Genomic DNA, 13696 nt, shown 5'->3' on the forward strand with positions numbered 1-13696 from the left:
GAATGCTAGTTAGTAGACGAAAAGGAAATGCAGTAAATCATATTGTCAGGATCAATGGAAAACGAATCGATCTCAAAGCATTAGAGAAAGTCTTCATGCTTCACTTTCCACTAAAGGAATGTGCGCTCATCCCGAAGAAAAATCAAGAAGGAGGCCTATCGCTTGTGCTGTTTGCACAGGCGAAGGACCCTTCGCTGACAAGAGAGGATTTGATGAAAGGACCACTTCATCCTGATGAAGTGCCAGCCGCACTCGTCCTCGTCCCTTCCTTGCCTCGAAAAGAAAGTGGAGCGGTCGATACCGAGGCGCTGCTTGCCATTGACGTACTAGATGAAGAGGAACGAAGAAAGATAGAAGAGCGCACGAAAGCCATAGATGGAGTAGAGGAAGCAGCCGTTTTGATAGAGAGACAGACAGAAAAACAAACACCCTATCATTTAGATGACCTCTTCCCAGATAGACAGCGTACAAATGGAAACGAATCGTTTTCAAAAGATGAAGTCAGTCAAACCATACAATCCTCCGTACAAGAAAAACCACCAGCTCTTGTTTATGGAGGTGATGTGATCAGAAAACCAGGTACACCAGTCACATTGACAGAGGTACTGATCCGAGCCGCCTTTATGTCACCAAATCGCGGAGTCACGTATCTCAAAGAAGGCGGTCATGAGGTGATCCAGACTTACCCGGAATTACTCACAGGAGCGGAACGTGTCCTATCTGGATTAAGGGCAGCCGGACTTTCAAACGGCGATCAAGTGCTGCTTCAATTGAAAGACCATCAAGATTTTATCACAGTATTCTGGGGCTGTATTCTCGGTGGAATCATTCCAACCCCAGTCTCTGTACCACCTGTGTATGATGAAATGAATCAAGGTGTGAACAAGCTCAAGGGCGTGTTTCAGCTGCAAAATGAACCATTCATTATTACAAACGAAGCGAGTGCTGAGGACATTGCAGGGCTACGTAAAACGTTTGAATCAAAAGCGATTCCGATTTTAACAATCGAAACATTACTTGCCTGTGACCCAGATGAACAGCATTATGAACCAGAGCCGGATGAGCCTGTGCTTCAGCTGCTGTCCTCAGGAAGTACGGGTGTGCCAAAGTGTATCCGGCACAACCATCAAAGCATTTTATCTAGAATCATTTCCTTTGAGCAGGCAAATGGTTTCACGCATGAGGATGTATCAATGAACTGGATGCCGCTTGATCATGTAGGGGGCATTGTCATGTTTCATGTCCATGATGTCTACCTCGGCTGCCAGCAAATTAGTCCATCCATTGATCAATTTATCGAACGGCCGATGGTGTGGCTGGATTGGGTAGAAAGATACGGTGTCACAAGGACGTGGGCGCCAAACTTTGCCTTTGCGATGATGAATGAATATGAAGACGACATTCGCAAAGGGAGCTGGGATCTCTCCACCTTGACCTATATCATGAACGCCGCCGAAGCAGTTGTTCCTAAAGTGACGCAGCGTTTCATGCACATCATGGGTGAGCACGGATTAAGCCGCCATGCGATGGTGCCGGCTTATGGCATGTCAGAAACATCATCAGCCATTGTCCAGTCAAAAGAATTCATGCGTCATGATGATCAGGGTGGACAACTGACCATTGATCAGACCTCATTAACAAGTGAGATTCAATATGTGACGCACGATCATCCGCACAAGATGACTTTTACAGAAGTCGGTGCACCCATCCCTTCTGTATGGATTCGGATTGTAGACGAGCATCACCAAGTGCTGCCAGAAGATCAAGTCGGCCGCTTGCAGGTGAAGAGTCCAACGATTATGATGGGCTACTATCAAAATGAGGAAGCCAATGAAGAAGTATTTGCGGAAAACGGCTGGTTTCATACAGGAGATTTAGGATTTATTCATGAAGGGCGCCTAGTCCTCACAGGACGGGAAAAGGATATCATCGTCATCAACGGAGCGAACTATTTGAATTACGAAATTGAAGCCGTTGTGGAAGAAGTTGAGGGGGTTGAAGTCACCTTTGCCGCTGCGTACGGCATTTACAATCCCGAATCAAGTAATGACACACTCGCCGTCTTTTTTGTCACGCAGAAGGATTCGATAGAGGATCAAATCACAATGATTCAGCAGATTAGAGAGAGCATCATTCGCAAAATGGGAATCGAACCTGACCATATCATTCCGGTGAAAAAAGACCAATTTCCGAAAACAGAAAGCGGAAAAATCCAACGTGCCCAACTAGGTGCGGCACTGAAAGATGGGGTATTTCATGACATTGAACATGCACTTGATCTTGCTTCGGAAAATGAACAAACCCTCCCAGATTGGTTCTTTAAACGTATTTGGGTAAAAGAGAATATCGGTCCATCTCAGCCAGTCTCCACTGATCATGTACTCGTATTTGAGGATGAAAAAGGGCTTTATCCATCGCTTTATACACAATTTGAACAAATGAACCTGCCTTATGTTTCTGTGAAAAAGGGTTATGAATTTTTACGCCTGTCAAAAGGGATGTATCAGATGAACCCTCGAATCAAGGGGGATTACGTCAGGCTTGTGGCGGCGCTTGAAGCCGATGAATTAAAAATTGACCGTATGCTCCACTTGTGGAATGTATCAGACAGGGAGATGATTGCGAGCCCTGCGCAGTTCAAAGAACTGAATGCAAGCACTAGCCAATCCATTTTGTATTTGTATCAAGCATTGAGACAAGAAAATAAAGAGCCGATGCGTCTCGTTGTTGTCACAAAAGGTGGTCAATTTGTAAAACCGCAAGATGAGCTTCATGTGGAGAAAACGTCTCTTGCCGGATTATTAAAAACCATCCCGCAAGAATGGGAAGGGGCAGAAGTGTCTCACCTTGATATTGAAGCGGAGAATGTGGAACAGGATGCCAAGCATATTGCGGACGAACTAGGTGCGATTCATTTGAAAGCAGAAGTGTCTTACCGGCATGGCCAGCGTCTCGTACCAAAGCTGGAAAAAGTGAATATGATGACGGCACCTCAGACAGAAGGGTTTTTAGAATATGAAGGCTTGTACTTGCTGACTGGCGGGCTTGGCGGTATTGGATTTGAACTGTCTAAGCAAATGCTCCAATTTGGCTTGAAGCTCGTGTTAATTGGACGGACATCCCTTGAAGAAGACAGAGAAAAAGAGGCGTCATTCTCACAGCTTAAAGATCTGGGAGACGTCCTTTATGTACAAGCCGATGTGACGAATTTATGTGACGTCGAGCGGGCGATTTATGAAGCAGAAAAGCATTTCGGACAGTCGATCCGAGGAGCGCTTCATTTAGCCGGTGCTGGCAATGTATCTGAGCACTTTCAGCATGTGGATACGTACACACTGGCTCATACAACAGAAGAAGATTTCGTCAAAGAACTTTCAGGGAAGGCAGATGGTGCTTGGGTGCTGCAGGAAGCTTTCAAGCATGACCCGTCAGTTCCACTCGTCTTTTTTGGATCAGTGAATGGCTTTTTTGGCGGCACCACATTTGGCGCATATTCTGCGGCGAACAGCTTTTTAGATGGACTCGCACATGCTCTTACCTATCATGAGGGAAGAAGAGCGATTTCGTTGAATTTCAGCATGTGGGATAATCTTGGTTTGTCTAAGGGACATACTGGGGCTGCGCTAACCGTTCGCAAGGGCTTTCAATTGATTGGAAAAAAACAAGGACTCCATTCATTATGTCTAGGTGTTCGGCTGAATGAAGCGCATCTATTTATTGGCCTAGATGGGGCGAATCAAGAAATCGCTGAACATCTTCAACCAGCACCAATACCACATTTTGAAAAGAAACTGTACTATACGGTGCAATCAGGCAAAGAAGTGGATGTTGACAAGATCACAGACATCATAGAGGGGAAATGGGACATCAGGCAAGTGGAAGATATACCGAAAAAACAAGATGGCTCTATTGATCATGAAGCCCTCAAACAGTTCCATCACAAACACGCACAGCCGTTTGAAAAGCAATTGCCAGAAACGAAGACAGAGCAGGTGCTTGCGGCCATATGGGAGGATATTTTAGAAGTCGATCGTGTGTACAAAGAGGATCAATTCTTTGACCTTGGTGGACATTCATTAAAGGCCACTCAAACGATTTCTCGTATTAATCATGAGTTTTCAATAAAGGCACCGCTAAAAATATTATTTGAAAGCAAGAATCTGGCACACTTGGCACAAATGGTCGATGACATCAATGGAGCACCAGCCATTCAGGAAGTCGGCATTCCAAAGCTGGAAAAACGAACAAGCTATGAGCTGTCACACGCTCAAAAGCGAATTTGGTTCTTATCTACATTAGAAAAGAGCCATCATTACAATATATTAGGTGCTTGGAAGCTGATGGGCCAATTACACATCCAAACGTTAACAAAGGCGATCGGTCTCTTAACAAAACGTCATGAAGCACTGCGCGCAACATTTCAAACCATTGGCGGCAAGCCGGTTCAAGTCATCCGTGAAGATCTTCCGCCATCAGTAACCGTTGCGAACTTCTCATTATTTAATGAAAAAACAAGAGTAAGAAGATTGGAACAGCTGATTCAGCAAGAGGCGAACCGCATCTATGACTTAGAACGGGGACCGCTTGCACAGTGGACAATTGTTGATATGGGGAAAGAGGAATATTACTTGCTTTGTGCGCAGCATCATATCATTTCCGATGCATGGTCGCTCAGCCTGCTTATTCAAGAATTAGAAGTCGTGTATGGTGCGCTATTATCAGAGAAAACGCCTGAGCTACCTGCACTTGAGATTGAATGGACCGATTATGTTCATTGGGAGAATGAGCAATTAAAGAACCACCATGAGGCTCAGAGCTATTGGCTAGAAACGTTACAAGGAGAGTTGCCGGTATTAGAGCTCCCGTTTGACCGTCCTCGTCCGCCGGTTCAAACATTTAATGGGGCTACAGAGAAAATCGTGATAGATGAACCGCTTGTTCGTCGTTTACATGCCTTGTCGAGGCAGCAGGGGACAACACTATTTATGACGATGTTGTCAGCCTATTATGTCCTACTTCACAAGTTGTCTGGACAAACAGATGTCATTGTTGGATCGCCGATCGCTGGCCGTGATGTCGAACAATCAGAGAAGCTCGTGGGCATGTTTGTCAATACATTGGCGCTGAGACAGGACGTTTCAAAAGCCGATACCTTTACCGATTTACTGGCAAAGGTGAAAGAAATGACGTTAAAAGCCTTTGAGCATCAGCATTATCCATTCGACAAGCTTGTGGATGACCTTTCAATGGATAGAGACCTAAGTCGTTCACCGATCTTCCAAGTCGCCATGGGGTATGTCACTGATTCGCTGGATATCAACCTAAAAGGACTGACATCGGAACAAGTGATGGTCCATCATACCGTCTCTAAATTTGATCTCACCTTGCATGTATTTGAGCAGGAGGACAAGCTGTCTATCCATGTGGAATATAATACGGATTTATTTGAGCAAGAAACGATCCACCGTATGATGAATTATTATCTCAATCTGTTAGATGGTATGACGGCTCAGCCTGAACGGACATTTGCTGACTTTTGCGTCATGGACAAAGCAGAACAGAATGCCATGATCATAGGGAAAAATCAAACTGACACGCCTTATCCAAAGCGTACGCTGCAAGAATTATTTGAAGAACAAGTGCAGCGTGACCCGCACCGGATTGCTGTATCTTATATGGAAGAGCATATGACGTATCAAGATTTAGACGAGAAGGCGACAAAACTGGCTGCCTATTTACAGTCAAAGGGCGTTGGACCAGGTTCACTTGTCCCGATGCTGTTTGATCGTTCGTTTGACATGATGGTCTCAGTTCTAGGGATCGTCAAGTCGGGTGCTGCTTATGTACCGATGTCACCTGAGTATCCAGATGCCCGCATCGGTCTGATCGTTTGCGATACACAAAGCGATATCATCTTAACCCAGTCGCATCTGATTAATCGTTTAGACGATCTGAGCGGCACAAAGATTGAAATGGACAAGCCGTTACCAGAAACAGGCGCAGTGTATCAAAGGGAAAAATCGATTGTAGGAGAAGACCAGCTTGCCTATGTTAACTACACTTCAGGCTCAACAGGCACACCAAAAGGCGTGATGCTTCCTCATGCAGGAGTGGTCCGCTTAGTGAAAGAAACAAACTATATTGAGCTTGGTTCAGAAGATAAAATGCTTCAGCTGTCTAACTATGCATTTGATGCCTTTACCTTTGAATTATGGGGAATGCTGCTCAATGGCGGTCAGCTGGTTCTGATCCCGAAATATGCTGCTCTGAATATGGACGAATTAACTCGTTTAATCAAAACGCATCAAGTCACAGCCAACTGTTTGCCAACTGCTTTATTCAACCGGCTGATTGAGCATGATCCAAAAAGTGTAGCTGGATACCGTACATTACTTGTTGGCGGAGAAGCCATGTCTAGTGAGCATGCACGAAAGGCATTGCCACATATGAAGGGTGTGCTGATCAATGCTTACGGTCCAACAGAAAACACAACATTAGCGACCACTTATCAAGTCACACACGTACCGGAGGATGCAAGATCAGTGCCAATCGGTGTGCCAGTCGCCAACTCAACGGTTGTCATACTAGATGATCATCTCAATCCAGTACCAACAGGCGTCAAAGGAGAAATCTATATCGGCGGAACAGGGCTGGCAAAAGGATATCTGCATGACCCAGAGCGCACGCAGGAGCGGTTTATTGACAATCCATTCCCGGCATTAAAAGGGGACAAACTGTATCGTTCCGGTGACCTAGGGAAATGGCGGTCTGATGGCAGTATTGAATACCTTGGCCGAAAAGACAACTTGGTGAAAATTAGAGGCTACCGAATTGAATGTGGAGAAATTGAGACAGCCCTGCTCAAACACCCACAAGTAAAAGAATGTACCGTTATTGCTAAAACGTACGGCAGCTCAAAACGGCTGGCAGCCTACCTTGTTACAGATGGGGGAGAGCCTGTTCCCGGATGGAAAGCATTTTTACAGGAAAGCCTGCCAGGCTATATGATTCCAAGTTACTTTATCGTACTTGACGCAATTCCTGTCACAACAAATGGGAAGGTCGATCAAAAAGTATTGCCGGAGCCGACAGACGCAGTCTCTTCCTCACATGAAGACGATCAACCGGCAACAGAAACCCAGCAGCTGATTGTGACAGCTTTCAGTGAAGTGCTTGGTGTCAAACGAGTAGGAATTCATGATTCATTCTTTGATTTAGGCGGAGATTCCATTATGAGTATTCAAGCCGTTGCCAAATTAAAAGAAAAAGGTGTCCGTGTTGATCCGAAATGGATTTTCATGTACCCAGCGCCAGCGCAGTTAGCGGCATATTTGGACACAGTGCCAGAAACAGGCGAGCCTGTCGAAAGAGCGCCGAAAGACTATGTAATCGAGTTGAAAAAAGGGGATCCGGCTGAACCGAGAATTTTCTTTGCACCGCCTGCTGGTGGAACGGTGATGGGGTATATTGATGTGGCCAAGCTCATGACACATGAAGGAGCTGTTTACGCCTTGCAGTCTCCAGGCTTGTATGAGGATGAAGAACCACAATTCCTTCATTATACAGAGCTTGTCACCATTTTTATTGAAGCCATTGAAACATTCTATCGACCAGGCATTGATTATTTGGCAGGGCATTCCATGGGCGGACATCTTGCTTACGGAATGAATCAGAGACTCTGTCATGCAGGAAAAGCGCCAAAAGGATTGATCATTTTAGATACGGTTCCGGTATTAAGAGATGAGGCAGATCAAGCGCTTCATGCCGATATGAACGAAGAAGAAGTGAAAATGCTGGCCCTCGTTCTAGGTATGGGGAACCTCGTCGGCATCAAACCAGAAGCATTACAAGGGCTCAGCTTCCAAGAAGTGAAGCAGAAAATCCTCAAAGAAGCAGAAAAGGATGAAGTCGTTCATCAATTTATGAATGATCACTATTTAGATAAATACTTGCAAATGCAGACTCATAACACCATCATGTCACAAGCCATTGAATTAGAAAAAGACCCATTCTCTGTGCCGTTTTATATTATACAAAGCAGCGATCACGCCACAGATTTCCAGAAGAAATTTGCCGATTGGGAAGCTTACACGAGAGAAACGTGCTCGTATTATCAAATAAAAGGCGACCATGTGACCATGATGAAAAGACCGCAGGCAGATCAACTTGCGCAGATTCTTGAAACGATCGTAAAGGGGTAAGGACGTATGAACCAATTATTTAAAACCTTTGAAAAAAAATCAGATCTCATTCAGCTTATTTGTTTTCCTTTTGCAGGCGGATATTCCGCCTCTTACCGTCCGCTCTTTGAACAGCTGAAGGACACGGCCGAAGTGACAGCAGCAGAGCCTCCGGGTCATGGAACGAACCTCATGCCGCTTGAAACAAGCATTGACCGGCTGGCTGAATTGTATAAAGAAGAACTGACAGGCAAATTAAACCGTCCATTTATTTTGTTCGGACATTCCATGGGCGGACTTGTGGTGTACAGGCTGACTCAGCTGCTAGAAAAGGAAGGCATCGATCCGGCAGCAGTTGTCATTTCTGCCATTCAGCCGCCGCAAACAAAAAGACAAATATTGACCCATTTATCGAATGAAGCATTTGTTCAGCATATTGCTGAAATGGGCGGGATTCCAAAAGAATTGTTAGAGAACAAACCAATGATGGATTACTTTACACCATCCTTACGTGCCGACTATCAAGCATTAGAATCCTTCCAGCATACAGACAAAACAATCATTGAATCACCCGTTTATTTATTGAACGGAAAGCAAGATAAAAAATGCATGGAAGACGCAGACGGCTGGCTAACATGGGCAAACGCCATCGAACGCACTGATTTCGAAGGAGGCCACATGTATATCAACACACACCTCGAGCAGTTCGCAGAACATATGAGGCATGTCATTGAGCAGACAACAAAAAGGCAATTCATCAGCCAATAAAAGAAAACAACGGCCCCGTCAAACGAGGGCCGTTTTCTTTATGAATTCCCCTTCCTCACCACATTCCCGCCAATCACTCCGCCAATAACGAGCACAGCCCCGATGAGGTGAACCATATCAATCGTTTCATGTAAAATAAGGACGCCAGCGGCAATGGTAATGAAAGCAGAAAGATTGTTAAAGATACTCACTTTTGCTGCTTCAAGGTGGGAAAGAGCATAGTTTGATAAATACGCTGTGAGCAGTGAAGAGAGAATGCCTAAAAAGAGCATAGACCATACAAAGGATGGCTGCGTAAACGGACTGAAAAACTGCGGTAGTGTAGCATTTACCGAGTGCCGAATGAGAGCAGCAGCATTAAAGAAGACAAATCCAAAGAATGTCATCACGAAAGTCAGTTCAATGACATGGAATCGCCGTGTCATCACCCTGGCAAATACGCTATAGGCACTGGATGATAAGGCTGAAAGTAAGATCAGCACATAACCAATGAGATGAGAATGTTTCACATCAATTCCCTTCACCACAAAGAGGAGCATCACCCCGGACACAGAAAGAATGGTAAACAGCACCTGAATCGAGGTAGGGCGTTCCTTTAAACACCATGCTGCAAGCACCATTGTCAAAATAGGGATGGTCGCCTGAATAATGCCGGCCTCTGATGAAGAGGTAAACATCAGCCCCCACACTTGAAATGCAAAAAACAACACAGGATAAAGCAAGGAAAATGGCACAATGTAAATGAGATCACGCCATTGAATGGAAAAACGGTACTTTTTTCGTAAAAATGGAAATAACAAAAGAGCGGCTGCGAAAGAAACAGTAAATCGGTGTGCTAATACATCAATTGGATTCGCTGATGCTAAGGCCACTTTGACAAACAAGAATGAAAAACCAATAATACAGGCGTATGCGATCGAAGCAGCATACGCTTTTTGTTTTGACATATCCATCAGAATTCTCCTTACACGAGCATGCATGCTTCAGTTGAATTGACCGGTTCTGTCTTTTTATCGTAAACGGATCAAGTAAAGTGTACAATAAGAGTTATTGATATCTGTACCGGTACAAGGAGGGTAGTACTGTGAGGAAATATGATCAGCTTGTGTTGAATATAAAAAACAAAATCGAGAGCGGTGAATACAATGCTGGAATGAAAATTCCATCCATTCGTCACTTAGTGGCTCAATATGCTGTGAGCAAAAGCACTGTCATAAAAGCACTAGACACATTAGAGCGTGAACACTTGCTGTACTCTGTAGAAAGAAGTGGCTATTTTGTCGTGAAAACCAATCAGTCAGCCGTTAAGAAGGGCAGCACATGGATTGATTTTGCTTCCTCTGCGCCTGATCCCATTGTGTTTCCATATGTCGATTTTCAGCACTGCATCAATCAAGCGATTGATCTGTATCAAAATGATTTATTTATCTATGGCACCACCAATGGATTACCATCTTTACTGCCAATCATTTCAAAGCGTTTAACGGATTATCAAGTGTTTGCCTCTCCAGAACAGATCGTCATGACTTCTGGTATTCAGCTGGCTTTATCGATTTTAAGCACCATCCCGTTTCCGAATGGAAAACAGACCATATTGGTCGAACAGCCAGGCTATCACCTATACCTCCAATACTTAGAGAAAAACCAGCTGCCTGTCCGGGGGATTCAGCGGACGGAAAAAGGACTCGATCTTCAGGAATTGGAGCGTATCTTCCGAGAGGAGGATATTCGCTTTTTCTATACGATGCCAAGGTTTCAAAACCCGCTTGGAACGAGTCTGTCGAAACAAGAAAAAATAGCGATTGCAGCCCTTGCCGAAGCATATGATGTCTATATCGTTGAAGACGATTATTTGGCTGATTTAGAATTCGATACAAAAAGAGACCCGATCTATTCATATGATCAGGCGGGGAAGGTCATTTATTTAAAAAGCTTCTCAAAAATCATTTTTCCGGGGCTTAGAACAGGTGCTGTCGTCTTACCAAACGAGCTGATTGGCCCCTTTAGTGAACATAAACGGCTGATTGATATCGACAGCTCAATGCTCTCGCAGGCTGCTTTAGAAATTTATTTGAAAAGCGGGATGTTTGAGCGTCATAGAGAAAGGATGCAGGCGACCTATAGAGCTCGATCCAAACAACTTGTGGCCTGTTTGAAAAATGATCAAGGCGCTTATGAGCTGGGAGAAGAGGAGCCAGCTACCCATACCCACGTTCGTGTCGACCGGTCCATTCCGATGAATCAGCTCATTCAGCAGCTAAAAAAGGCTTCTGTGATGGTTCAGCCGATCGACCGCCATTTCATTTCTACTTATCAAAAGGAGCCTATACTTCAGCTGAACATTTGGCATGTAAAAGAAGAGGAAATCGCACAAGGCGTCGATTTGCTAAAGTCATCACTTCAACAAATCACACGTTATTAAGGCGAGATAGCATGTTCTCACAAGTGAGTATCTCGACGTGCTCAGCCGCAGCGGGTTTTCTTGTACAAACCGCCATTTGGTAGGCAGGATCAAGCGAATATGTTTGGACAACGCAAGGGGCTTCGTGATCAGGTAATCTCAAAGTAGCCTGGCCATCCTTTGACAAGCGAGCGGTAAAGGATGAGAGACCATAGGATATTCCCTTCCCTGTCAGCTTGATAAAAGCCTCCTTCATGGACCATAAATGAAAGAAATAGGCTTCCTGCCGTTCTGCCGGCTGTGAGAGTAAATCTTGATATTCGTCAGCTGAAAAAAATCGTTTGGCTATGGCTAAATCAATCGGTTTAATCTCTTCAATATCAATGCCAACAGGCGCATCATCTACTGCGCCCACGACCCAATCACCAGAGTGAGAAAGATTAAAATGAAAAGAAGGAATTTGCCGGACAACAGGCTTTCCATTCCCTTCTGTTTCAAAAATGATCTGTTCCATAGGCAGTGCGTACATCTCATGAATGATGTGACGAATCAGTACCTCACCTAAAAGCGTTCTTCTTGCATCGATCAAAAAACGAAAGCGCTCAGCGGCGGCGCGTTTTTCAAGTGATACAAAAGGCTTCAGCTGTTCTATTTGTTTTCGTGCATTTTTATCATCTAAAGGTTGTAATTGAATAGCGAAAATCTTCATAACGGACCTCAATTTTTTACATTTATTGTACCATTGGATGAACCCATGCAAAAGAGAAACAGACATCCTGTTCAATGAAAGCACAAAATGACAGGAAGGTGCGGGCGGTTCTCGATATAGTTGAAAAGGAAGGAGAGGGAAAAATGATTCACTTGATCATGGATAGTATCAATTATATGGAAGAGAGGCTGGATCAGCCTTTGCAGATCGAAGAAGTGGCAGAGGCCGCCTGTATGTCTAAATTTCATTATCAGCGGCTATTCCATATGCTGACGGGAATTGCAGTAGCAGAATATATTCGCAAAAGACGATTAACCCTTGCGGCAGAAGAATTCATGACCAAGCAAGTGAAAGTCATTGATGTGGCGGTGAAGTATGGCTATGAAACCCCAGAGTCGTTTGCGAAAGCCTTCAAGCGGCATCACGGATATACACCGGCAGCAGTGAAAACAGGCGAGTATACAGTGAAAGCCTACCCCGTCTCTCCTTCGAACTTCAAATAAAAGGAGTCGAACCTATGCATTATCGAATTGTGGAAAAGGATTCATTTTCAATCATGGGCAGAAGACTAAAGACAACAACAAAGAATAGCCAAAACAAACAGGATATTCCCGCCTTTTGGAAGCGTGTCAATCAAGAAGGATGGACGGATTCACTGGCTCATGCAGCTGGAGAACTCGGATATATCGGTGTATGTGCGCATTTTGATGAAACGCTTGAAACATTTGACTATATCATTGGGATTGAGCAAGGTGAGGAACAACCAGATTCGACCATGACAGTCGAGCAGATTCCGGCCAGTACGTGGGCTGTATTTCAGGCAAAGGGGCCTGTCGAAACCGCTGTGCATTCAACATGGACACGTATTTTCACAGAATGGTTTCCTGGCTCAGGATATGAGCATGCTGGGGGAATGGAGATGGAAACGTACCCTTTAGATGGAGAGATACATTCTCCAGATCATGTGACATTGATTTGGATTCCAATTCGTAAACAATCATAAAAAAGGCAGCGTATCTCGCTGCTTTTTATCCTTGTTTGAGGACATGAACACCGTTTGAATCGGTCGTATTCATCCCATGAGAATCCATCATCTTCACTTCAAGTAAAGAGAGACGTTCTCCCTTTTTCCAATGAATAGGTTGTGTCAAACCGTCCAGCAACTGATCGACCGCAGGTGTATGAGTCAAATCAGGCACTGCGATCGTCATCTCGGCAATTGCTTCTTCTCTAGTTTCAATCACATCTGTCCGCCGCTGCAATTCAAGCCTTAAGCGCATCGGTGTAGAAAGAAACGTTCTTCGATCCCCGGTCTGGATTGCCCAGTTTCTCTTTTGAGCTTGTACCAGCAACTGATCATATTCATCATCAGTCACTAGAAAGCCGATGTGATCAAAAAGGACTTTTTTACTATAACCAAATGTGATATTGATCTGTCCCTTTCTCATCTCAATGATTCGGAAAGAGGGCTTCTTCTCTCTAAAATCATCCCATGTCTGCGGAGGAGGAAAGGAACCTTCCTTTGCGAAACGACCCTTTTCTTCAAAGCCTAATGAGGTGTACGCCTTCTCCGTCTCCTCAACAAATGGTGTCCAGTAATGATAATGGAAAAGCTGCATCAGGGGATCATCTCCTGTT

At 44.5% G+C, this 13696-nt stretch carries 8 protein-coding genes; 5 read left to right on the forward strand and 3 right to left on the reverse strand.

Translation table 11 applies throughout. The features are described 5' to 3' along the window. Window positions 1-2 precede the first annotated feature (2 nt). A complete protein-coding gene (locus MHI58_RS01995; protein ID WP_368004364.1) occupies window positions 3-8201 on the forward strand; it encodes an amino acid adenylation domain-containing protein in 8199 nt (2732 codons plus the stop codon). A gap of 6 nt (window positions 8202-8207) precedes the next feature. Then, a complete protein-coding gene (locus MHI58_RS02000; RefSeq protein ID WP_045035152.1) occupies window positions 8208-8948 on the forward strand; it encodes a thioesterase II family protein in 741 nt (246 codons plus the stop codon). Window positions 8949-8986: 38 nt separating this feature from the next. On the opposite strand, the gene MHI58_RS02005 is transcribed toward MHI58_RS02000, so the two are convergent. Further along, entirely contained in the window at window positions 8987-9901 is a 915-nt protein-coding gene (locus MHI58_RS02005) for a DMT family transporter (RefSeq protein WP_024720178.1), read from the reverse strand. Between the two features lie 131 nt (window positions 9902-10032). Here MHI58_RS02005 and MHI58_RS02010 point away from each other — a divergent pair, with 131 nt between their 5' ends. Continuing rightward, window positions 10033-11370 carry a PLP-dependent aminotransferase family protein gene (locus MHI58_RS02010; RefSeq protein WP_045035153.1) on the forward strand — a complete coding sequence of 446 codons (1338 nt, stop codon included), beginning with the start codon at window positions 10033-10035 and terminating at the stop codon, window positions 11368-11370. Here the strand turns inward: MHI58_RS02010 and MHI58_RS02015 are convergent. After that, window positions 11357-12058 carry a 4'-phosphopantetheinyl transferase superfamily protein gene (locus MHI58_RS02015; protein ID WP_045035154.1) on the reverse strand — a complete coding sequence of 234 codons (702 nt, stop codon included), beginning with the start codon at window positions 12056-12058 and terminating at the stop codon, window positions 11357-11359. The two genes, MHI58_RS02010 and MHI58_RS02015, sit on opposite strands and share 14 nt — an antisense overlap. Before the next feature lie 143 nt (window positions 12059-12201). On the opposite strand from MHI58_RS02015, the gene MHI58_RS02020 reads away from it, so the two are divergent. Beyond that, the gene (locus MHI58_RS02020; RefSeq protein ID WP_234710327.1) at window positions 12202-12561 is read left to right on the forward strand and encodes a helix-turn-helix domain-containing protein; all 360 of its coding nucleotides are present in this window, start codon (window positions 12202-12204) and stop codon (window positions 12559-12561) included. A gap of 14 nt (window positions 12562-12575) precedes the next feature. Then, entirely contained in the window at window positions 12576-13061 is a 486-nt protein-coding gene (locus tag MHI58_RS02025; protein ID WP_235701476.1) for a GyrI-like domain-containing protein, read from the forward strand. 25 nt (window positions 13062-13086) lie between these two features. Here MHI58_RS02025 and MHI58_RS02030 read toward each other — a convergent pair whose 3' ends face one another. Next, on the reverse strand, window positions 13087-13677 hold the full coding sequence (locus MHI58_RS02030; RefSeq protein ID WP_368004365.1) for a hypothetical protein: 591 nt from the start codon (window positions 13675-13677) through the stop codon (window positions 13087-13089). Window positions 13678-13696: the final 19 nt, after the last annotated feature.

Origin of the sequence: Bacillus sp. FSL K6-2869, assembly GCF_040869405.1 — a bacterium.
Lineage (GTDB): Bacteria > Bacillota > Bacilli > Bacillales > Bacillaceae > Bacillus > Bacillus altitudinis.